This is a genomic window from Streptomyces sp. NPDC101234, from assembly GCF_044767525.1.
GTDB lineage: Bacteria > Actinomycetota > Actinomycetes > Streptomycetales > Streptomycetaceae > Streptomyces > Streptomyces sasae.
This window is the reverse complement of the sequence record NZ_JBIWOA010000041.1, coordinates 62,404-82,886: the sequence shown is the minus strand read 5'-3', so window position 1 is coordinate 82,886 and position 20,483 is coordinate 62,404. Positions and strand designations below refer to the sequence as shown.

Annotated in this window: 19 protein-coding genes; 10 read left to right on the top strand and 9 right to left on the bottom strand. The window is 72.1% G+C overall.

What is annotated here, in order from left to right:
* Nucleotides 1-411: 411 nt before the first annotated feature.
* The 4 genes from ACIRR9_RS46390 to ACIRR9_RS46375 all read left to right on the top strand — a co-directional run bounded on the left by ACIRR9_RS46390 (nucleotide 412) and on the right by ACIRR9_RS46375 (nucleotide 5,218).
* Nucleotides 412-1,758: a flavin-containing monooxygenase gene (locus tag ACIRR9_RS46390; protein WP_403765167.1), complete on the top strand. Its 1,347-nt coding sequence runs from the start codon at nucleotides 412-414 to the stop codon at nucleotides 1,756-1,758.
* On the top strand, nucleotides 1,755-2,633 hold the full coding sequence (locus ACIRR9_RS46385) for an SDR family NAD(P)-dependent oxidoreductase (RefSeq protein WP_403765165.1): 879 nt from the start codon (nucleotides 1,755-1,757) through the stop codon (nucleotides 2,631-2,633). Before ACIRR9_RS46390 ends, ACIRR9_RS46385 begins: the two co-directional genes overlap by 4 nt.
* Nucleotides 2,630-4,057, top strand: coding sequence for an aldehyde dehydrogenase family protein (locus ACIRR9_RS46380; RefSeq protein WP_403765163.1), 1,428 nt, complete (start codon nucleotides 2,630-2,632; stop codon nucleotides 4,055-4,057). Before ACIRR9_RS46385 ends, ACIRR9_RS46380 begins: the two co-directional genes overlap by 4 nt.
* A gap of 69 nt (nucleotides 4,058-4,126) precedes the next feature.
* A complete protein-coding gene (locus ACIRR9_RS46375) occupies nucleotides 4,127-5,218 on the top strand; it encodes an AraC family transcriptional regulator (protein WP_403765161.1) in 1,092 nt (363 codons plus the stop codon).
* Nucleotides 5,219-5,220: 2 nt separating this feature from the next.
* Here the strand turns inward: ACIRR9_RS46375 and ACIRR9_RS46370 are convergent, their stop codons facing one another.
* Together ACIRR9_RS46370 and ACIRR9_RS46365 are read right to left on the bottom strand one after the other, a co-directional pair.
* Complete coding sequence (locus ACIRR9_RS46370) at nucleotides 5,221-5,550, bottom strand: hypothetical protein (protein ID WP_403765204.1); 330 nt, start codon at nucleotides 5,548-5,550, stop codon at nucleotides 5,221-5,223.
* A 60-nt stretch (nucleotides 5,551-5,610) separates the two neighbouring features.
* Nucleotides 5,611-6,525 (bottom strand): LysR family transcriptional regulator, encoded by a 915-nt coding sequence (locus tag ACIRR9_RS46365; RefSeq protein ID WP_403765159.1) that lies wholly within the window; start codon nucleotides 6,523-6,525, stop codon nucleotides 5,611-5,613.
* Between the two features lie 212 nt (nucleotides 6,526-6,737).
* Here ACIRR9_RS46365 and ACIRR9_RS46360 point away from each other — a divergent pair, with 212 nt between their 5' ends.
* Entirely contained in the window at nucleotides 6,738-9,038 is a 2,301-nt protein-coding gene (locus tag ACIRR9_RS46360) for an FdhF/YdeP family oxidoreductase (protein WP_403765157.1), read from the top strand.
* 29 nt (nucleotides 9,039-9,067) lie between these two features.
* Here the strand turns inward: ACIRR9_RS46360 and ACIRR9_RS46355 are convergent, their stop codons facing one another.
* From ACIRR9_RS46355 to ACIRR9_RS46345, 3 genes are all read right to left on the bottom strand, one after another.
* Entirely contained in the window at nucleotides 9,068-9,604 is a 537-nt protein-coding gene (locus tag ACIRR9_RS46355) for an HXXEE domain-containing protein (protein ID WP_403765155.1), read from the bottom strand.
* Nucleotides 9,601-10,386 carry a DUF5995 family protein gene (locus ACIRR9_RS46350; RefSeq protein WP_403765153.1) on the bottom strand — a complete coding sequence of 262 codons (786 nt, stop codon included), beginning with the start codon at nucleotides 10,384-10,386 and terminating at the stop codon, nucleotides 9,601-9,603. The genes ACIRR9_RS46355 and ACIRR9_RS46350 overlap by 4 nt, the downstream gene beginning before the upstream one ends.
* Nucleotides 10,387-10,507: 121 nt before the next feature.
* Nucleotides 10,508-11,494 (bottom strand): ArsR/SmtB family transcription factor, encoded by a 987-nt coding sequence (locus tag ACIRR9_RS46345; RefSeq protein ID WP_403765151.1) that lies wholly within the window; start codon nucleotides 11,492-11,494, stop codon nucleotides 10,508-10,510.
* A gap of 103 nt (nucleotides 11,495-11,597) precedes the next feature.
* Between ACIRR9_RS46345 and ACIRR9_RS46340 the strand changes: the two genes are divergently transcribed.
* Complete coding sequence (locus ACIRR9_RS46340) at nucleotides 11,598-12,851, top strand: MFS transporter (protein WP_403765149.1); 1,254 nt, start codon at nucleotides 11,598-11,600, stop codon at nucleotides 12,849-12,851.
* Here the strand turns inward: ACIRR9_RS46340 and ACIRR9_RS46335 are convergent.
* Nucleotides 12,787-13,254, bottom strand: coding sequence for an HIT family protein (locus ACIRR9_RS46335; protein WP_385674169.1), 468 nt, complete (start codon nucleotides 13,252-13,254; stop codon nucleotides 12,787-12,789). The two genes, ACIRR9_RS46340 and ACIRR9_RS46335, sit on opposite strands and share 65 nt — an antisense overlap.
* A 187-nt stretch (nucleotides 13,255-13,441) precedes the next feature.
* Between ACIRR9_RS46335 and ACIRR9_RS46330 the strand changes: the two genes are divergently transcribed.
* Nucleotides 13,442-14,548 carry an NAD(P)/FAD-dependent oxidoreductase gene (locus ACIRR9_RS46330; protein ID WP_403765147.1) on the top strand — a complete coding sequence of 369 codons (1,107 nt, stop codon included), beginning with the start codon at nucleotides 13,442-13,444 and terminating at the stop codon, nucleotides 14,546-14,548.
* A gap of 87 nt (nucleotides 14,549-14,635) precedes the next feature.
* Nucleotides 14,636-15,250 carry a DedA family protein gene (locus tag ACIRR9_RS46325; RefSeq protein ID WP_403765202.1) on the top strand — a complete coding sequence of 205 codons (615 nt, stop codon included), beginning with the start codon at nucleotides 14,636-14,638 and terminating at the stop codon, nucleotides 15,248-15,250.
* Nucleotides 15,251-15,553: 303 nt separating this feature from the next.
* Here the strand turns inward: ACIRR9_RS46325 and ACIRR9_RS46320 are convergent, their stop codons facing one another.
* Entirely contained in the window at nucleotides 15,554-16,006 is a 453-nt protein-coding gene (locus ACIRR9_RS46320) for a MarR family winged helix-turn-helix transcriptional regulator (protein WP_403765145.1), read from the bottom strand.
* A gap of 174 nt (nucleotides 16,007-16,180) precedes the next feature.
* Between ACIRR9_RS46320 and ACIRR9_RS46315 the strand changes: the two genes are divergently transcribed.
* Nucleotides 16,181-16,312 (top strand): hypothetical protein, encoded by a 132-nt coding sequence (locus ACIRR9_RS46315; RefSeq protein ID WP_403765143.1) that lies wholly within the window; start codon nucleotides 16,181-16,183, stop codon nucleotides 16,310-16,312.
* On the opposite strand, the gene ACIRR9_RS46310 is transcribed toward ACIRR9_RS46315, so the two are convergent.
* The gene (locus ACIRR9_RS46310) at nucleotides 16,309-17,304 is read right to left on the bottom strand and encodes an Lrp/AsnC family transcriptional regulator (protein WP_403765141.1); all 996 of its coding nucleotides are present in this window, start codon (nucleotides 17,302-17,304) and stop codon (nucleotides 16,309-16,311) included. The genes ACIRR9_RS46315 and ACIRR9_RS46310 overlap by 4 nt on opposite strands.
* 195 nt (nucleotides 17,305-17,499) lie before the next feature.
* Between ACIRR9_RS46310 and ACIRR9_RS46305 the strand changes: the two genes are divergently transcribed.
* Nucleotides 17,500-19,092 carry an MFS transporter gene (locus tag ACIRR9_RS46305; RefSeq protein ID WP_403765139.1) on the top strand — a complete coding sequence of 531 codons (1,593 nt, stop codon included), beginning with the start codon at nucleotides 17,500-17,502 and terminating at the stop codon, nucleotides 19,090-19,092.
* Between the two features lie 37 nt (nucleotides 19,093-19,129).
* Here ACIRR9_RS46305 and ACIRR9_RS46300 read toward each other — a convergent pair whose 3' ends face one another.
* Complete coding sequence (locus ACIRR9_RS46300; protein WP_403765137.1) at nucleotides 19,130-20,464, bottom strand: enolase C-terminal domain-like protein; 1,335 nt, start codon at nucleotides 20,462-20,464, stop codon at nucleotides 19,130-19,132.
* Between the last annotated feature and the right edge of the window lie 19 nt (nucleotides 20,465-20,483).

Here is a 20,483-nt window from a genome sequence, read left to right as displayed (position 1 = left end):
CACGGACCGTGGACGGGACCGCGGACGGGTCCAGTCACGGACCGCGGACGGGTCCTGTCGCGGACCGTGGACGGGTCGGCCTGCGCGAATTGGAGCAACCGTAGGAACACGGACCGATCCGGCGGAGGACACCGACGGCCACACGGAGGACCCTGGCGGCCAGCGGCGGGGCCCCTCGCGGCCGGGAGCGGGATGACCCGGGCGGTACCTCAGGCGACCGGCGCACCACCGGCGCAGGCGCCCCGCTCACCACCGGCCGAGCGGCGCGGTCTCCGGCGCGTGTCGCGCCGGGCCGGTCAGTGGGCTGGCCGCTGGAGTCCTCTTTGTGGCCGCGCAGGCCAGTCCGCGGGCGCCCGCACGCTGCCTAAGTTCCTCCCACGCCGAAACGTGGCGACGAGAGGAGGTGGACTCGTGAAGGAGTCCGAGTTCGACACATGTGTCATCGGTGCGGGTCCCGCGGGGCTGGCAGTGGCACGGGCGCTCGGTGAGCGGCGGCTTCCCTGCACACACATCGAGCGGCACACGGGTCCGGGCGGTCTGTGGGACATCGACAACCCGGGCAGCCCGATGTACGAGTCGGCGCATTTCATCTCCAGCAAGACCCTCTCGGGCTTCGGCGGCTGGCCGATGCCCGACCACTTCGCCGACTACCCTCCGCGGCGGCAGATCCTGTCGTATCTGACGTCCTTCGCCGACGCTTACGGGCTGACGGAGCGGATCGAGTTCGGCACCGAGGTCCGTGACGTGGCGAAGAACCCGGACGGCACCTGGACGGTCACCCGCACCGACGGGCGCACCAGCCGGCACGGGCAGGTCGTGGTCTGCACGGGCTCGCAGTGGCATCCCGACATCCCCGAAATCCCTGGTGAGTTCAGCGGCGAGATCCGGCACACCGTCGGCTACCGCAGCAGCGACGAACTGCGCGGCAAGCGGGTCCTGGTGGTCGGCGCGGGCAACTCCGGCTGCGACATCGCCTGTGACGCGGCCCGCGCCGCCGACCACGCGGAGATCAGCATGCGCCGTGGCTACTGGTTCATCCCGAAGCATGTGTTCGGCAGGCCCGTGGACACGCTCGAAGGCGTCGGTCCCCGGATGCCGAAGTGGCTGGAGCAGAAGCTGTTCGGCGCACTGCTGCGGATCGTCAACGGCGATCCGCGCCGCCTCGGTCTGCAGAAGCCGGACCACAAGCTCTTCGAGACCCATCCGACGGTCAACTCGCTGCTCCTGCACCACCTGCAGCACGGCGACATCACCGCACGGCCCGGCATCGTGCGCGCCGAGGGCCGTACCGTCCACTTCGCCGACGGCAGCAGCAACGACTTCGACCTGATCCTGCTGGCGACCGGCTACGTCCACAAAGTGCCCGTCGCCCAGCGCTACTTCGGCGACGAGCAGCACCCCGACCTGTATCTGTCGTCGTTCTCCCGGGAGCACGAGGGGCTGTTCGGCGTCGGCTTCATCGAGACCAACTCGGGCGCCTACCAATTGTTCGACGCTCAGGCGCAGTTGATCGCCGGCTTCGTCCAGGACACGCGCCGGGGCATGCCGAACGCCGACCGGTTCGCGCAGATGATCAGGAGTGACCGCCCGGACCTGTCCGGCGGCCTCAGGTTCGTGGACTCCCCGCGCCACACCGGTTACGTCGACAGCGCCGCGTACACCAAGTACCTCAAGAAGGTCGCGGCCGCCATGGGCTGGCCCACCGAGGGACGCCCGCCGGCGGTGCCGGCCGTCCGCAGCCGGGAGACCGTGGCATGAGCGGCTACGACTGCACCGGCAAGGTGATACTGGTGACCGGCGGCGCGGGCGGCATCGGCAGCGCGCTGTGCCGGCGGTTCGCGATCGGCGGCGCGGTGTGCGTCGTCGTCGACATCGACGGTGAGCGTGCGAAGCGGGTCGCGGACGCCCTGCCCGGCGCCGGTCACCTCGGTCTCGGCTGCGACCTGCTGGACCGGTCAGGGGTGGCGGACCTCTTCGAACATGTCGCTTTCGCCTTCGGCCGCCTCGATGTGCTGGTCAACAACGTCGGCATGACCAGCACCGAGCGGTTCGACGTGCGCGCGGTGGAGAGCATCGAGCGGGAGATCGACCTCAACCTGGTCTCCCCGCTCGTCGCGACCCGGCTCGCGATCCCCCTGCTGCGGGCGTCCGCCGACCCCCGGGTCATCACCACGGTGTCCCTGGCGGGCATCTTCCCCCAGGGCGAGACCCCCATCTACGCTGCGTCGAAGTTCGGGCTGCGCGGTGCCATGCTGTCCATCGCCCTGGACCTGGGCGCCAAGGGCATCCGGGTCGGCTCCGTCCTGCCGTCGGCCACCGACACCCCGATGCTGCGCCGGGAGGCCGTCGACGGCGGCAACTCCCTGCAGTTCCAGGACCCGCCGCAGCAGCCGTCCGACGTCGTCACGGCGGTGGTGAGCATGCTCGACCGGCCTCGGCTGGAGGCGTATCCACGCGCGGGCGAATCCCGTCTGGTCCGCTTCTCCATGCTGGTGCCGAACCTCCTGCCCAGACTCCTCCCGCTGTTCCGCAGGCGCGGCGAGCGCGGCCTGGCCCGGTACCTGGAGGACCTGCGGCGCAGAGGACTGGCCCGGCAGGTCGAGGGGCGCTGGGAACTCGTGGAGGAGGCATGACCGTGACCACGGACATCAACGACCGGCTGCTCAGGGTCGTCAACCCGGCCACCGGGGAGACGCTCGACACCCTGCCCGCCGCCTCCGCGGACGAGGTGGACACGGCCGTGGGCCGGGCCTCCCGGGTCTTCGACAGCGGGGTGTGGGCGGGTCGGCAGCCCCGGGAGCGGGCCGCGGTCCTCTTGCGCCTCGCCGAGCTGATGGAACGCGACGCCGAGATCCTGGCCCGGCTGGACTGCGAGGACGCGGGCAAACCCATCACGGACTGCCGCACCGGGGACGTACCTGGCGCGATCGAGTCGATCCGCTGGTTCGCGGAGGCGGCCGACAAGGTCTTCGGGCGCATCGCACCCACCGGCCACGACCACCTCGGCCTGATGAGCCGGGAACCGGTCGGGGTGGCCGCGGCGATCCTCCCGTGGAACTACCCGCTCGCCATGGCCGCCTGGAAGATCGGCCCCGCGCTCGCCGCGGGCAACAGCCTGCTGCTCAAGCCGGCCGAGGCGACGCCCCGTTCGGCGCTGCACCTGGCCCGGCTGGCGGCGGAGGCGGGGCTGCCGGACGGCACGCTCACCGTCCTGCCCGGTCACGGCACGGAAGCCGGCCGGGCGCTCGCCCGCCACCCCGGGATCGGCGCCCTGTCGTTCACGGGCTCGACGGCGACCGGGCGGCGGATCCTGGCCGATGCCGCGGAGACCAACTTCAAGCGGGTCTCCCTGGAGATGGGCGGCAAGAGCCCTCAGGTGCTGATGCCGGACGCACTCGGCTTCGGCGCCGAACTCATCGACGACATGATCGAGGCCGCGTTCCTGACGATGGGGCAGAACTGCACGGCCGGCTCCCGGATCCTGGTCCACAAGGACATCGCCGCCGAGGTCGTCGCACGGTTCACGGCCGCCGCGGGGGCCCTGGTCATCGGTGACCCCGCCAAGCCGGACACCCGGACGGGACCGCTGATCAACGCTGCGGCGCGCGACCGGGTCGCCCGCGCCGTGGCCGAGGCGGTCGCCGCCGGAGCCGTGGCACACACCGCCGGGCTGCCGAAGGGCCTGCACCCGAACGGCGCCTACTTCCCGCCGACCGTGGTCGTCGGCGCCCCCGACGGCAGCAGGGTCCTCACCGAGGAACTGTTCGGCCCCGTGGTCACCGTCCAGACCTTCGCCTCCGAGCAGGAGGCGGTCCGGACGGCGAACGCCACCCCTTACGGCCTCGCCGCCTCCGTCTGGACCCGCGACCTCGACACCGCCTTCCGCCTCGCCCGCGGCATCCAGGCCGGAGTGGTCTCCGTCAACGCATACAGCGAGGGCGACATCACCTCCCCCTTCGGCGGCTGGAAGCAGTCCGGATTCGGCGGGGCGGAGCGTTCCACCAACGCCTTCGACCAGTGGACCAGAGAGAAGACGGTGTGGATGCGTACCCGCTGACCAGGCGGAACCCGGACGCGGCTGCCTAAAGTGGTCGCCAGTACGGCCGTACGGCCCTGGAGAGAAGTCATGCCCGAGGCACCCGATCCGGAGAACGGCACCACGCGCAGCACTTCGGCGACGATCTCGCCGAACATCCTGCGCTACCTCGGCCAGGTCACCACCGAGTACGGCGTCGACCTGGGGCCGGAGCTGACACAGGTCGGCCTCACCGAGACCCTGATGCGATCGGCGGCCCTGCGCGTCTCCTACCGCCAGGGCAGTGCCGTCATCCGGCGCGCCGTCGAACTCACCGGGGACGAGACCCTGGGCCTGCGGGTCGGAGCCGCGCAGCACCTCACCGCCTGGGGGCTGGTGGGCTTCGCCATGCTCGCCGCCGACACCCTCCAGGTGGCCATCGAGACGGGTGTGCGCTTCCAGAACGTGTCCGGGGCCATGACGGTCTGGTCGGCCGGCCGGGAGGGCCCCGACTACGTGGTGCGGGCGGATCTGCCGGATCCGGTGCTCGACCCGAACGTCGCCGTCTTCCTCGTCGAGGAGGCGTTCTCCAGCGTCGTCACGCTGGGCCGTCTCGCCGCCGGCGCCGACCTGGCACCGCAGGACGTCCGCTTCGCCTTCCCCGCTCCGCAGCATGTCCGGCCGTTCCACGACCTCTTCCGCTGCCCCCTGCACTTCGGCGCCGCCCGCAACCGCATGGTGGTGCCGCAGGCATGGATCAACCGGCCGATGCCGGGCCGCGATCCCGTCACCTACGCCTCGATCCTCGAACTGCTCGAAGCGCAGATGGCCTCGCGCCGCCGGCAGCAGGACCTCCTGGAGGTGTTGGAGATCTCCGTCGCGCAGAGCCTCCCGGACGTCCCCTCCTTCGCCGAGCAGGCCCGCAGACACGCGTCGAGCGAACGCACCCTGCGCCGCCGGCTGGCCGACTGCGGCACCTCCTACGAGGCGATCGTCGAGGGCGTGCGACGTGAACGCGTCGAACACCTCCTGCACCGCCCCCATCTCACCCTGCGCGAGGTGGCCCGCCAGGCGGGCTTCTCCGACGAACGCGCCCTGCGCCGGGCGGTCCGCCGCTGGCACGGCATGGCGCCCCTGCAACTGCGCGAGGGCTTCCTCTCCGCGGACGGCGGGAACGGTGGCCCGTCGGGCGTGCGGAGTTGAGTTCAGTCCCCGGCCGGCAGCGGCAGCGACACCCGTCGTCCCAGGCCGAACTCCTCGGCCCCGTCGTCGCTGACGACCGCGACGGCTCCCGTGGGGACCCCGGGCAGCATGGCCACGCGGGACGCCACCGCCAGCAGTTCCTCCTCGCCCGCTCCGGTGACGATGAAGACGTAGACGTCCCCGTCGTCTTCTCCCTCGTCGAACACTTCCACGTCGCCTCGCTCTTCGAGGTCGAGCAAGAAGTCCTCGACGTCGTCGATCCAGGGAAACGGGTAGGAGCCGTCCGGCAGGCCGGACACCGGCGGCAGGGGCACGTGGATCTCGACGACCATGGTGGGCACGGCCCCATCCTGCCTCCCGCCTCCCCGCCCGGCTCGGCCGGGGAGGCGTCGCTAGACGGGCAGCCGTTCCAGTGTGGCGGCGACCGCGGCCAGCCCGACGACGTCGATCAGCGCCTGCCCGATCACGGAGACGGGCCGACGGGCCGGGAGGACCAGGACGATGCGTTCCGTGCGGACCGGGCGGACCAGTGGCACGGTGTGCATGCCCGCGGGCACGCCGAAGACATGCAGCCAGGCGTGCGGCACGATGCTCGCCCACTGACCGGCCCTGACCTGGGCGAACAGGGAGGCGATGGAGTCGGTCTCGACCCGCGGTGTCACGGTCACGCCCACGGTCTCGAACACGGCGTCGAGCACCTGACGCCCCTGCATCACGGGGTGCAGAAGACACAAGGGGTACTGGGCGGCCTCCTCCCAGGAGATCTCGGCAGGGCCGGAGTCGGGGGCGGTGCGCTGGGTCAGCAGGACGTAGCGTTCCTGGTACAGCGGTACGAAGGTGAAGTCGTGCGCGGCGATGGAGCTTTGGTAGGTGACGGCGGCGTCGAGTTCGTAAGCCCGCAGCCGGTTCACGATGTCCTCGGCCTGCAGGTCGGCGAAGACCTGGACGGTCGCCAGCGGGTTGGCGGCGCAGAACGGCTGGGTCAGCAGCGCGACCGCCGTGGACGCGGTCGGGACGGTGCCGATGCGCAGCCGGCCGCTCAGTCCGGCTCGCAGTGCCTGGATCTCGCCCTGCATCGCGTCGCGGTCGGCGAGGATGCGCTGTGCCCACAGGACGACCCGCTCGCCCTCCGGTGTGAGGCCGTCGAATCGGCGGCCCCGCTGGACGAGGGGGATGCCGAGTTCGTCCTCCAGCTTCCGGATGCCCTCGGACAGGGTGGGCTGGGAGACGTGGCAGGCCTGGGCCGCCTTGGCGAAGTGGCGGGCGCGGGCGAGCGCGACGAGGTATTCGAGTTGGCGCAGCAGCACGCGTCCATGATCCCCCGCACCGGGCCGCGTGGCGCCGGTCACACGGCCCGGTGCGGCCCTCCGGCCGAGCTGCCGTGATCGGCGGCGCCTGTCAGCTGATCGGAACTTCCGCTTTGACCCGCCCCGAAGCGCTGCCGGAAAGTGAGCGCGAACAGTGGGCGGGGGTGTGCCGCGAACGTCTTCGTCCCGGGACGAAGAGGGCGTGGTGTGCGATGCGGGATGTCGGCGAACCGGACGAGTCCGAGCTGTCGGTGACGGCTCCCAAGACCTGGGCGACCGGTGTTCCCGGGGTCGTGCACGCGCTGCAGTACGCGTTCGGGCAGACGTCGCCGAAGCGCACCGCGCTGACCCTGCTCAACATCAACCAGGCGAAGGGCTTCGACTGCCCGGGCTGTGCCTGGCCGGAGCCCGCGCCCGGTAAGCGGCACCTCAACGAGTACTGCGAGAACGGCGCGAAGCACATCACCGACGAGGCCACCTCCCGCCGGGTGACCGCGGACTTCTTCCGGCAGTACTCGGTGGACGAGCTGAGCCGGAAGTCGGACTACTGGCTCAACCAGCAGGGCCGGCTGACCGAACCGATGGTGCTGCGCGAGGGCGCCACCCACTACGAGCCGGTCGGCTGGGACGAGGCCCTGGACCTCCTCGCCGGCGAGCTGCGCGCCCTGGACCACCCGGACGAGGCGCTCTTCTACACCTCCGGCCGGCTGGCCAACGAACCGGCCTTCCTGCTCCAGCTGTTCGCGCGGGCCTTCGGTACCAACAACCTCCCGGACTGCTCCAACATGTGCCACGAGTCCAGCGGCTCCGCGCTGAACGAGACCCTGGGCATCGGCAAGGGCAGCGTCAGTCTCGACGACCTCTACGACTGCGACCTCGTCTTCGTGGTGGGCCAGAACCCGGGCACCAACCACCCGCGCATGCTGTCCGCGCTGGAGGAGACCAAGCGCCGCGGGGGTCATGTCGTCGCCGTCAACCCGCTGCCCGAGGCGGGCCTGCTCCGCTTCAAGCACCCGCAGAAGGCACGCGGGATCATCGGCCGCGGCACGGAGATCGCCGACCAGTTCCTGCAGATACGGCCCGGGGGCGACCTGGCCCTCTTCCAGGCGCTGAACCTCCTGCTGCTGGAGGCGGAGGACAAGGAACCCGGCACCGTCCTGGACCGCGACTTCATCGAGGCGCACAGCACGGGCTACGACGCCTTCGCCGAGCACATCCGCGAGACGTCCTGGGACGCCGTCCTGGAGGCCACCGGCCTGAGCCGGGACGAGATCGAGCGGGTGCACGAGCGGGTGCTGGCCAGCCGCAGTGTCATCGTCTGCTGGGCGATGGGCCTGACCCAGCACAAGCACGGGGTGCCCACCATCCGCGAGGTGGTCAACTTCCTTCTGCTACGCGGCAACATCGGCCGTCCGGGCGCGGGCGTGTGCCCGGTCCGGGGGCACAGCAACGTGCAGGGCGACCGCACCATGGGCATCTGGGAGCGGGTGCCCCAGCCGTTCCTCGACCGGCTGGGACGGGAGTTCCGCTTCACCCCTCCGGCCAAGCACGGTCTGGACTCCGTCGACTCCATCCGGGCCATGCGCGACGGGCGGGCCAAGCTGTTCGTCGGCGTCGCGGGCAACTTCGTCCGGGCGTCGCCCGACAGCGACGCCACCGAGCGGGCCCTGCGCAACTGCCGGCTGACCGCGCACATATCGACGAAGCTCAACCGCTCCCACGCGGTGTGCGGACGCACCGCCCTGATCCTGCCCACGCTCGGGCGCAGCGACCGTGACATCCAGGCGGGCGGCGAGCAGTTCATGACCGTCGAGGACTCGATGAGCGAGGTCCACGCGACCCGCGGCCGGCTCGCCCCGGCCTCCGCGCACCTGCTCAGCGAGGTGTCCATCATCAGCCGCCTCGCCCGCAAGGTCCTGGGCTCCGGACCGGACATCCCCTGGGCGGACTTCGAGGCCGACTACGACCTGGTCCGCGACCGCATCTCCCGGGTGGTCGAGGGCTTCGCGGACTTCAACGAGCGGGTACGGCGCCCCGGCGGCTTCCGTCTTCCGAACCCGGTCAACGAGAGGGTGTTCCGCACGCCCGCCGGGAAGGCCGTCTTCACCGTCAACGACTTCACCATGCTCCAGGCACCGCCGGGCCACCTGGTCCTGCAGACGCTGCGCTCGCACGACCAGTGGAACACCATCCCGTACGCGATGGACGACCGCTACCGGGGCATCAAGGGCGGCCGGCGCGTCGTCCTGGTCAACGGCACCGACCTCGCCGAACTCGGCCTCGACGACGGCGGCCTCGTCGACCTCGTCAGCGTCTGGACCGACGGCTCGGAGCGCCGTGCCGACGCCTTCCGCGTCGTCGCCTACCCGACGCCCCGGGGTTCGGCGGCCGCCTACTACCCGGAGACCAACGTCCTGGTGCCGCTCGACAGCGTCGCCGACATCAGCAACACCCCCACCTCGAAGAGCGTGATCATCCGCCTGGAGCGGGCCGCCGACCGCGCACCGGTGTGACACGGCCGGGGCAGGGAGCGGCCGTGGGCTCAGGTGCGGGGCGCCGTCCGCACCCGGCGCACGGGTTGTCGCGCCGCCAGGTGCGAGCCGACCGTCGCCACCGCGGCCAGCGCAGGCCCCTGTACCGCTTCGCGTGGCCGTGTGGGCCGCAGGACGCCGGCTCCCCGGAGCCGGCCGCGCGCCCACAGGGTGAAGGGGATGACCAGCAGAGGTGAGGTGACCGCGCCGGGTGTGTAACCGCGCATGGTGGCGGCCCGGGCCAGCTGCACCAGCCCGTGCAGCCCGAATCCGTTGAGGGCGGCCTGGTAGAACGGGGATCGGCCACCCGTGCGGTACCCGTCGGCGGCAGCGGCGGCGGCGGTCACCACGGCCATCCCGGCGACGGCCACCGCGAACTCCCCTCCGTCGGTGGATTCCATCAGCTGCCACATCCGTTCCGGCACTCGCGGAAAGCGCTGCCTGAGCACGGGGACCCGCTCGCGTGCCCAGCCCGGCACCGTGGCCACCTCCTCCAGGTCGTGCACCGTCCAGGCGGCCGGCAGCCCCAAGGTCACATCGGCCCTCATCCCGTCGCCTGCCGGGCGGAGGGCCGTTCCACGGCGTTGTCCAGACGGGTGATGACGACCGGCACGTCATGGCTCTCGGTGCCCCGGATGAGTTCCAGGGCCGGCCGGACTAGGCCACCCGGTCGCGCTATCAGACGGGCGAGCGCGGTGGCCCGGACGTCGAGCCGTTCGATGGTGGCCGCGCGCTCCTGCTCGTTCTGGCCGGCCAGCAGGACGGCGTTGTGCCACGCCTCCTCGCGGGACTGCCGGACACTGAAGTCGAGGATCCGCTCGTCGGTGCGGCCTCCGACCCGGTCCAGCAGCGACAGGAGCGGTGACACGGCGTCGAGCGAGTCCTGCACCGCCAGCACCATCCCCGCGAGGATGTCGTTGATCAGCAGGAAGTCGTGCCGCAGCGCCTGGATGTCCTCCGCCGGGCCGGTGCACGCGGCGGCGACGGCCAGGTCGAGGTTGATGTGCGCGTTCACGCCGAGTATCAGGTGCTGGACGATGACGGTGTCGGCGTCGTCCAGCAGCCCGAACGTCTCGCGCCAGCAACGCGGCCCGCTCCGGTCACGGCGCCAGGCGTCGTACGCGTCGAAGTAACGGTTGCCGAACAGTGTGTCGAAGCGGTCCATCCGGGCGCCGTCGTCGAACTGTCCGGCGTGGATGGCCGAGCGGATCTCGACCGTCACCTGCCGGTACAGCGCCGCGAAGTATCCGATCCGGTCACCGGCGTCGACGGCCTCCCGCACGATCCCGGCAAGCCCGTCCACGACGTCGTCGATGTTCTCTGCCGCCATGCCCAACTCCCCTCCCCTGTCCCCTGGTTCGGTCGGCGCGGGCTGCTGTCCGCGACGCCGGCCGCAGCCACCGTCCTACCATCGCGCACCGGGAGACGGGAATGTGCGGGGGCCACGGTCGTCAGACGGCGGACGCGGTGCCGGAGCCCTTCCCGGCCGCGACGACCACGTCCCCCGCCGCCGTCCGGGAGTACAACACCGAGCGTCCGGCCCGGCGCCGTTCCACCAGCCCGGCGTCGAGCAGGACCTTCAGATGGCGGCCGACCGAGCCCAGTGCCTGCCCGGTCACCGCCGTCAGCTGGGTCGTGCTCAGCGGGGCGTCCAGCAGCACCAGCACCCCGGCGCGGGCGGCGCCCAGCAACGCTTCCAGGGCGGCCGGAACGGCCCGCGCCGAGGGGTCGGCGAGCGCACCGGCGCAGGAGTAGACCAGTGCGTACCGGTCCGGCTCCTCCCAGGAGACCCAGCCGCACCGCGCTGTGACCGGGACGAGGAGGAGGGCGGCGCCGGAGATCTCGCGGGGCGGGTACTCGTGGAGGTTGACCTGGAGCCGGTTGGCGCCGAGCCAGCGGGTCCGGCCCGGCCGCAGCGAGTCCAGCACCTCGGCCCAGCCGCCCCGGCTCACCCGCGCGGTCCGGGCCACCACATCCGCCTCCAGGATCCGCCGCCGGCGCTCCCAGTACGGCCGTACGGTCGCCTCCCACACGTACGTCAGCAGGTCCGCCGCACGGTCCGGCAGGTCGTCGCGGTCCAGGGTGGCGGGCAGGGAACCGGCGAGGGCCGTACGGAGGTTGGCGCGGGCCGCGTCGGGGCGGGCGGCGCGCACCCGGGCGATGCCCGCCTCGGCGCTCTCGTCGTCCCGGGGAGTGGGGGTGAGGAAGTCGGCGATCCAGTGGCGGCCGAGACCGGCGCGGACGAGCTGGGCGGTGACGGGGTCGGCGGCGAGCCGCGCCCGGTAGGCGGGCAGATGGTCGCCGAGCCAGCGCCGCTCGCCGGGGTGGGCGGCAGTGCCGGAGTGCAGCAGCTTGAGGCCGGCGAAGGTCTCGGCGAGAGGGGAGATCAGGAAACGGCTACGGGCGAGAGTGTCCGCGTTGACCTGCCACCATCCCAACGGGGTCCCCCTGTCGGTTGTCGGAGTTGCCAGAGCTGCCGGAACCTTTCGCCCGTACGCGAAACAATAACGACCGCGCCGGCCCTTCCCCAGACTCCCCACCATGGCCACCAGCTACCGATCCCTCTTCCGCACCCCCGAGTTCACCCCGCTCTTCCTCGGTTCCGCCGCCCAGAACGCCGCCGGTACCGTCGGCGGGCTCGCCCTGGGCACGTTCGTGTACCGCGCCACCGGCTCCCCGCTGCTGTCGGCGCTGAGCATGTTCGGCCCCTCGCTGGCGCAGGTTCTGGGCGCGACCTTCCTGCTCTCCGGCGCCGACCGACTGCCCCCGCGCACCACCCTCGCGGCGATCTCCCTCGCCTTCGCCGTCACCACCGCCGGCCTGGCGCTGCCCGGGCTCCCGGCCGGCGCACTGCTCACCGTCGTGCTGCTGCTGGGGCTCGTCGCCTCGCTCGGCGGCGGGGTCCGTTGGGGGCTGCTGACCGAGATCCTCGCCAAGGACGGCTATCTGCCCGGGCGTTCGCTGTTCAACATGATGAGCGGGCTGGTGCAGATCGCGGGTTACGCCACCGGCGGCGCCCTGCTCGCCACCGTCTCCCCGCGCGCCTGCCTGCTGCTCGCCGCGGCCCTGTATCTGACCTCCGCCGTCGTGTTGCGGCTCGGTCTGACCGCCCGCCCGCCCCGCTCCGCCGGCCGCCCCTCGGTCGCGGCGACCTGGCGCACCAACGCCGTGCTGTGGTCCTCCCGGCCGCGCCGCCTCACCTACCTGGGGCTGTGGCTGCCCAACGGGCTGGTCGTCGGCTGCGAGTCGCTGTACGTGTCGTACGCCCCGGACTCGGCCGGTGCCCTCTTCGCCTGCGCGGCCCTCGGCATGCTGGCCGGTGACGTGACCGTCGGCCGGCTGCTGCCACCCGCCGTGCGCAGCCGGATGGCCACCCCGTTGCTCCTGCTGCTGGCCGCTCCCTACCTGGTGTTCGTCCTGCACCCGCCGCTGTCGGTCGCCGCGGGCTGTGCCGCGGTCGCCTCCGTCGGGTTCGGCGCGAGCCTGGTCCAGCAGGAGCGGCTCATGAAGCTGACCCCGGACGAACTCAGCGGTCACGCCCTCGGGTTGCACTCGGCCGGCATGCTCACCATGCAGGGCGTGGGCGCCGCGCTGGCAGGTTCGGTGGCCCAACTCACCTCGCCCGCCCACGCGATGACGCTCATGGCAGGCGCGTCACTGGCCGTGACGCTGCTGCTGGCGGCTGCCGCCCGCCGGGAGCGGAGCGCTCTGACGCCGGTACCAACCGACGTCACGTCCGGTCCAGTTCGCTCCGGATCTCGTCGCGGACCACGTCATGGCGCGGGCTCAGCCTGAACCGTCCGTCGGTCCACCGGTCACCGGGGTACAGCCACACGGGCCTGCCCACCAACTCGGCCGGCTCCCACTCGAACCGTGGCCAGACGTGGGCATGCAGGAACGGGTCCGTGTTCCCCAGGATCTCCAGGTTGACCCGGCGGAAATCCGGGTCCAGGCGTCGGCAGGCGCGCTCGACCGCTTCCCCGAGCCGGTCCATGTCGGCCAGGAACGAAAGCCGTTTGGTCCTGGGCAGGTCGGAGAGCCGTTGGACACCGGGTTCGTCCACGAGGAGGACCGAGTATCCCGGCAGGAACTGGACATCGCCGATCACCGCGAACCCCGCTTCGAGCCGCCGCAGCACGGTCGGGTTCTCGCCGCGCAGAGCGGCCCCGATCCGGTCCGTCCTCCAGTCACCGGCCACGGCCTCACCCTAGCCGCCGACGAGCTCGGAAGACGGCCGGACTCGGACAGACCCAGCCTTCGTCCAGCACCGCCCTGATCACGCGCCGGGTGCTCTTTACAGCACTCTCACAGAACCCGCCGCATGCTTGATGTTTCAAATGTTAGGCTCACGGCCGTTCCCCCCACCCTGGCTCAGGAGAATCGCTGTGCGGGACGGCAACGTAGTGGTGATCGGCGGCGGCTATGCGGGCATACGGCTGGCGAAGAAGCTGGACGCGGCGGCGCATGTCACGCTCGTCGACCGCAAGGAGGTCTTCTTCCACCGCATCGCCTCCCTGCGGGCGGGCGTGCGTCCGGAGTGGACGGGGGCCCCGTTCATCCCGTACGACCGGCTGCTGACGCACGGGAGTGTAGTCGTGGGCAAGGCGGTCCGCGTCGAAACCGCCGAACGCCAGGTGGTCCTCGCGACGGGCGACCGGCTGCCGTACGACGTCCTGGTCGTCGCCACCGGCGCCGACTACCCCGAGCCGGCCCGTTTCGTCGGCTCCAGCCCCGACGAGGCCGCCAAGGCCTTCGCCGAGCATCAGCACAACATCGCCACCGCCGAGCACATCCTCGTCGTCGGCGGCGGCCCCTCCGGTGTCGAGCTCAGCGCCGAGATCCGGCTGGCCCGGCCGGACGCCCGGGTCACCCTCGCGCACTCCGGGCAGGAACTGCTGCACTCCACGGGCAGCGCCCGCGCCGGCCGCAAGGCCCGGACCTGGCTGGAGTCCCACGGCGTGGCGGTACGCCTGGACTCCTTCATGTCCCCCGGCCACGACTTCGCCACCTACCGCGACGCCCACGGCGGCGTCCTGGCGGCCGACCTCTCCTTCTGGGCGACGGGCACCACCCCCAACACCCTCTGGCTGCGCCTGGCCGGGCACGGCGACTGGCTGAACGGATCGGGGCACGTCAAGGTCGACCGGACGCTCCGGGTCGAGGGCAGGCCGGACGTGTTCGCGGTCGGCGACGTGAACGACGTCGCCGAGCTCAAGGTCACCCCCGCCGCGCTCGCCCAGGCGGAGGTCGCCGCCCACAACATCCTGTCCTACCTGCGCAGTCCGGGGCGGCACAGCAAGAAGTCGCGCTCCTACCGGGCCGTGCACCGCACCCCGCTCATCGTGCCCTTCGGCCCGGCCGACGGCGTGACCGTACTGCCCGTGCCACTCGGTGAGACCGCGGTGCTCGGCACCCGCACCACCGCCGTGGCCAAGGCGAAGAACCTCATGACGCCCTACATGCGGCGCCAGCTCGGGTACTCCGCGGCCTGAACCACGCACCCGCCGGAGCGCGCCCCGGCCGCCGCCACGTGACACTTGGGAAAGGCGACCGACGAGCAGGGCCGGGAGGCGAGAGCGGTGATCGCCGTCAATCCGACGGACAGCGCCTCGCTGCTCGCTGCCTTCGGCGCACTGGGCGTCCTGGCGGTGATCTTCGCCGAGTCCGCGCTGCTGGTCGTCGGCTTCTTCCTGCCGGGTGACACGCTGCTCTTCCCGGCCGGGGTGCTGTGCGCGGCGACCGCGGACCGGCCGCCCCGGCTGGAGCTGTGGCAGGTACTGGTCTGCGCGGCCGTCGGCGCGGTGGCTGGCGCGCAGGCCGGCTATCTCATCGGGCGGCACGGCGGGCGGCCGCTGCTGTCCCGGAGCTCCAGACCGCGGGTGCGGGCGGGGGTGGTCCGGGCGGAGCAGCTCCTCGCCCGGTACGGGTACGGCAAGGCGCTGGTGATCGGCCGCTTCGTGCCGATGGTGCGGTCGGTGCTGCATCCGGCGGCCGGGGCGCTGGGGGTGCCGCTACGGGCGTTCACCGTCTGGCAGACGGTCGGCGGCCTGCTCTGGTCGCAGAGCTTCGTCCTCGCCGGGTACGCCCTCGGGTCGTCCGTCTCCCACATCGACAACTACCTGCTGCCGCTGGTCGCCGTGATCATCGTGGTGTCCCTGCTGCCGCTGCTGATGGAGGCCCGCCGCAGGCACTGACCCCGGTTCGAGGCCGGCGCCCCGTCCGGGACGGCCGGCGGTCCCCGGAGCCGGACGCGTGCCGGGACTCAGGCCGCCGGCAGGACCAGCCGGAACGTGCAGCCCCGGCCCGGTGCCGTGTCGAGTGGCGGGCGGTGCAGGGCGCACCCGAGGCGGTCACCGCAGCGGTGAGCGGCAGGTGGGTGAGCGTCCGCCGGAGGGTCGCCGTGCGGGTGAGGCGGGGCGGGCGGTGGCCGGCGAAGTCGAAGTACGTCCACCAGGCACCGAATCCGACCACCACCGCCACGAGCCCGACCGCGAAGCTCAGTCGAGCTTCGAGACCACGGCTTCGAACTGCCGCACCATGGCCGGCACCGACCGTCCGTCGAGCAGGTCGATGACCCGCTTGCGGGCGCTCGCCAGATGGACAGGGTAGGCGTCCTGCAGCCGCTTCAGCCCCTCCGGGGTGAGAGTCGCGACATTGCCGCGGGCGTCACCCTCGTAGCGCCTCTTGACGACCTGTCCGCGGCTCTGCAACGCGTCCACGACACGGGTGATGCGGCTCGCCGACAGCGCGGCGGCCGAGGCGAGGTCCGCCATACGGAGTTCCTGGTTCTCGGCCTCGGAGAGGTTCATCAGGACGACGTACTCGGTGAGCGTGAGCCCCGTGGACCGCAGCAGATCGTCGTCCAGCGAGCGCGGCAGCGCGACGATGACGCGCATCATGGCGCGCCAGAGGCGTTCTTCCTGGGCGGTCAGCGGCTCCTCGGGTGCCATCGGAGCAGAATAGCGTGCTCAAGCAAGGAATCTCAACCTTCCGGACCACGTCAGGGGCGGTCCGCCCCGCTGCCGGACCGCCCCCGCCCCGGGCTCGAACCAGGAGGACGGACACCCCGTTGCGCTCGACCACCGTGCGCAGGGCGATGTCGAGGAGGTGGGGGAACTGGTCGGGTGTCGGTCGGTCCGTTGGAGGGCCTGGACCCGGCCGTCGCCGAGGCCGACCTGGAGTGGGCCCCGGGCCTGCTGATGCACGGGGTACGACGGCTGCCCGTGTCCGTCGTGGCCGCCGGGGAACCCGCCTAGGCGGACGTCAGCGGCACCAGCCGTCCCCGGGAGATGAGGGACACGGCCTTCTTGAGGGGCCGGACCCGCATGCTGACGCTGTAGCCGTCGATGCCCGGGGTCGCGGCGACGCGGGTGGTCAGATAGCGGTAGAGGTCGTCGGGATCGCGGGTGACGACGCTGACCATCAGATTGTGCTCGCCGCTGACCGCCCCGGCGAACGGGACTTCCTCGTGGCCGGCGAACTCCTCGCCGACCCGTTCCAGTTGGGCGGGTGCCACGCGCAGCCAGAGGGTGGCGTTGAGAGGGTGACCCAGGCGTTCGGGGAGCAGTTCGACCTCGTATTCGAGGGTGCCGGAGCTCTCCAGGGACTCCAGCCGGCGGGCCACCCGGGCCGGCGACCAGCCGGTGAGTTCGGCGAGCCGGGTATGGGTGGTGCGGCCGTCCTGGGCGAGGGCGTCGAAGAGCGGGGCGTCCTCGTCCAGGGGCTGCGGCGGGGGTCCGGGGGCGAGCGGCGGCCGGTCGGCCGTGAGGATCCGCACCTGCTCGGCGTCGAGGCTGTCGCCGTAGCCGGTCCAATCGGCGGTGCCGGGAGCGCCGTACTCGTGCAGCAGCAGGTCGATGCTGACGTCCAGGACCGAGGCCGACCTCGGCAGTTGCCGGAACAGGAGGTCGTCGCGCTCGGTGTCGAGCGGCGCGCGGATCACGCAGAAGATCTCCGAACCGCCCGAGGCGAGATGGGCGTAGGCGATCTCGGGGCGCCGGGCGAGGGCGTCGGCGAGCGGGCCGACCCGGTCGGGGCGGCAGCGGATGCGGGCGATCCACTGCGCGGAGCCGTACACCCGCGAGTTGACGAGTCCCAGCACCCGCAGGACGCCGTCGCGGCGCAGCGCCTGGTAGCGGCGGGCCGCGGTCTGCTCGGAGACGCCCGCCACCTCGCCGATCCTGCGGAAGGGCAGCCGGGGAGCGCACTGCAGGGCGCGGAGGATCTTCCTGTCCACGTGGTCGAGCATGGCGGAAGTGTGCCACAGAGTGGGCACCCTTATGGAGGCTTCTGTAGGTGAGGTGGCTGTTCGTTGGCGGTTCCGGGTGTGCGGACCGGATGCTGTGGCGGCGGACTTCCCGTCGGAACTCCGTACGACACCAGGCCGCCGGGTACGCGGGTGGCCTCGACCGCGGCGCGGTGCGCGCCGCGAAGGAGAATCTCCGTGAACGTCACGACACCGGCGAGCGCGCCGGTCGAGCGGCGGGCGGCCACGATCGTCATGGCCTGCCTGGGCGTCTTCGTCGCCTACCTTCCTGTCACCACCGTCTCCGTGAGCCTGCCCGCCCTGCAGGCGGCGCTGAACGCCTCGACCTCGCAACTGTCCTGGGTGCAGGACGCGTTCGTGCTGCCCATGGCCGCCTTCATCCTGACCGCCGGTGTCTTCGGGGACGTGCACGGACGGAAGAAGGTGTTCCAGGCCGGGCTGCTCTTCTCGGCGGCCGGCGCCGTCACCGCCCTGTGCGCGCACTCCATCGAGGTGGTCTGGGCCGGGCAGGCGCTGGCCGGGATCGGCGCGGCCGCGCTGCTGCCCACCACCCTGGCGCTGATCAGCCACGCGGTGCCGGACCACCGGGAGCGCGGCAAGTACATCGGTATATGGGCCACCTGCCTGATGGCGGCCCTGGCGGTCGGCCCGGTGATCGCCGGTGTGGTCGTCGAGCACTTCTCCTGGCGCTGGATCTACCTGCCGACCGTTCCCGTGGCGCTCCTCTCCGTCGCCGTCGCGGCCCGGCGGCTGTCCGACTCCCGGGCTCCGCACGGCCGCCGTCTGGACTGGCCGGGCCAGCTCACCGCCACGCTCGCGATCACCGCGCTGGTGTACGGCGTGATCGAGGGCGGCGCGGACTCGTTCACCGACGTCAAGGTGCTGGTGGCGCTGTTCACGGCCGTGGCCGCCGGTGTCGCCTTCCTGCTGGCGGAGCGGCGCAGCGACAGCCCGATGCTGGACCTGAGCCTCTTCCGCAGCCCGGCCTTCACCGCCACCACGCTGGTCGCGATGATCAGCTTCCTGGCGATGATCGGGTTCTTCTTCGTCCTCAGCCTCTACTTCGGCATGGTGCAGCGCCTGGGCACCCTGGACGCCGGGTGGCGGCTGCTGGTGGTCACCGGGGCGGCCCTGCTGGTCGGCGGCCCCGCCGGCCGGTTGATGCACCGGGTCTCGGCACGCGTGATGATCACCGGCGGGCTGCTGCTGGTCGCCTTCTCGCAGTTCGCGCTGATCGGCCTGACCGCCGACACGTCCTTCGCCTCGGTGGCCTGGCGGCTCGCCCTGCTCGGCCTGGGCATGGGTTTCGTGATGACGCCGATGACGGCGACGGCGGTGGCCTCCGTGCCGTACCAGCTGGCCGGCATGGCCGCCGCGGGCAACAACGCGTTCCGGCAGGTCGGCGGCGCCCTGGGCCCGGCCGTCCTGGGCGCGCTGCTCAGCACCCGGGCGGTCGACGCGCTGCCCGGTCACCTCGCCGACGCGGGCATCACCGGCGCGACGCGGGACCGCATCGTGACGACCGCGCGGACGGACGGCCTCGGCGCGGTCGCCCAGCTGGACCTGGGTCCCCGGACCGGGCAGGCCCTCGGAGCACTCGGCGACTCCTTCCTCGACGGGCTGCGCCTGTGTCTGATCACGGCTGGGAGCCTCACGCTGCTGGCCGCCCTGGTCGCGGCGGTCCTGCTGCGCACCCCCCGGGAGCGGCTGACGCTCAGGGCGGCGGGGCACACCACGGGCGAGAAGACCCCGGCCGAGCAGCACGCCTGACGGCCCGGCCCGACGGCGCAGGGCACCCGACGGCCGCTCACCGCACCAGACAGGGCCGCTTGGCGTCGAAGCTCCAGCCCTCCATCAGGTACTGCATCCCGGTCGCGTCGTCCCGCCCCGCGCCGAGGTTCTTCTCCTGGTGGAGGGCATGGGCCGCGAGCAGCCGGTCCATGTCGAGCCGGAGGCCGAGCCCGGGGGCGTCGGTGACGGCGACCTCGCCGCCGACGATCCTCGGCGGCTCGACGGTGAGCCGCTCCCGGCCCTCCTGCCAGATCCAGTGCGTGTCGAGGGCGTTGTACTCGCCGGGGGCGGCGGCACCGCAGTGGGCCATCATGGCCAGGGAGATGTCGAAGTGGTTGTTGGAGTGGCAGCCCCAGGTCAGCCCCGTCTCATGGCAGAGCTGTGCCACCCGCACCGAGCCGCTCAGGGTCCAGAAGTGCGGATCCGCGAGCGGGATCGACACCGACTGCAGGGCGAGGGCGTGGGTGAGCTGCCGCCAGTCGGTGGCGATCATGTTGGTCGCGGTGGGCAGCCCGGTGGCCCGGCGGAACTCGGCGAGGATCTCCCGCCCCGAGTAGCCGTCCTCGGCACCACAGGGGTCCTCGGCATAGGCGAGCGTGCCGAGCAGCGGCCGGCACAGCTCGACGGCCTCCCGCAGCGACCAGGCGCCGTTGGGGTCGAGGGTGATCCGGGCCTGCGGGAAGCGTTCCTTCAGCGCCTGTACGGCCTTCACCTCCTCCGCGCCCGCGAGAACCCCGCCCTTGAGCTTGAAGTCGCGGAAGCCGTAGCGGTCGTACGCCGCCTCGGCCTGCCGGACGATCGCCTCCGGGGTGAGCGCCTCCTCGCGTCGGACGCGGTACCACTCCCCGTCGGCGTCGGGTTCTCGCAGGTAGTCCAGGTCGGTGCGGCCGGGGTCGCCGACGTAGAAGAGATAACCGAGGACGCGTACCGAGTCGCGCTGCTTGCCGTCGCCGAGCAGGGCGGCGACGGGCACCTCCAGATGCCGGCCCAGCAGGTCGAGCAGGGCGGACTCGACGGCGGTGACGGCGTGCACGGTGGTGCGCAGATCGAAGGTCTGCGCACCACGGCCACCGGCGTCCCGCCCGCCGAACTCCTCCCCCATGACCCGCAACACCCTCTTGTAGTCGCCCAGTCGTGCGCCGACGACCAGGGGCTCCGCATCCCGCAGGGTCCGGGTGATCGCCTCCCCGCCGGGCACCTCCCCGAGCCCCGTGCGCCCCTCGGAGTCCTCGACGACCACCACGTTGCGGGTGAAGTACGGGGCGTGGGCGCCGGAGAGGTTGAGCAGCATGGAGTCCCGGCCGGCCACCGGGTACACGGAGAAGCGGGTGACGACGGGCTGACCACTCATGGGCGAACGTCCTTACGGG

Excerpts from the sequence above, each read along its gene's own strand:
- ACIRR9_RS46385 (WP_403765165.1), top strand. The coding sequence starts at position 1,755 with ATGAGCGGCTACGACTGCACCGGCAAGGTGATACTGGTGACCGGCGGC.
- ACIRR9_RS46380 (WP_403765163.1), top strand. The coding sequence starts at position 2,630 with ATGACCGTGACCACGGACATCAACGACCGGCTGCTCAGGGTCGTCAAC.
- ACIRR9_RS46375 (WP_403765161.1), top strand. The coding sequence starts at position 4,127 with ATGCCCGAGGCACCCGATCCGGAGAACGGCACCACGCGCAGCACTTCG.
- ACIRR9_RS46370 (WP_403765204.1), bottom strand. The coding sequence starts at position 5,550 with ATGGTCGTCGAGATCCACGTGCCCCTGCCGCCGGTGTCCGGCCTGCCG.
- ACIRR9_RS46360 (WP_403765157.1), top strand. The coding sequence starts at position 6,738 with ATGCGGGATGTCGGCGAACCGGACGAGTCCGAGCTGTCGGTGACGGCT.
- ACIRR9_RS46355 (WP_403765155.1), bottom strand. The coding sequence starts at position 9,604 with ATGAGGGCCGATGTGACCTTGGGGCTGCCGGCCGCCTGGACGGTGCAC.
- ACIRR9_RS46350 (WP_403765153.1), bottom strand. The coding sequence starts at position 10,386 with ATGGCGGCAGAGAACATCGACGACGTCGTGGACGGGCTTGCCGGGATC.
- ACIRR9_RS46340 (WP_403765149.1), top strand. The coding sequence starts at position 11,598 with ATGGCCACCAGCTACCGATCCCTCTTCCGCACCCCCGAGTTCACCCCG.
- ACIRR9_RS46320 (WP_403765145.1), bottom strand. The coding sequence starts at position 16,006 with ATGGCACCCGAGGAGCCGCTGACCGCCCAGGAAGAACGCCTCTGGCGC.
- ACIRR9_RS46310 (WP_403765141.1), bottom strand. The coding sequence starts at position 17,304 with ATGCTCGACCACGTGGACAGGAAGATCCTCCGCGCCCTGCAGTGCGCT.
- ACIRR9_RS46300 (WP_403765137.1), bottom strand. The coding sequence starts at position 20,464 with ATGAGTGGTCAGCCCGTCGTCACCCGCTTCTCCGTGTACCCGGTGGCC.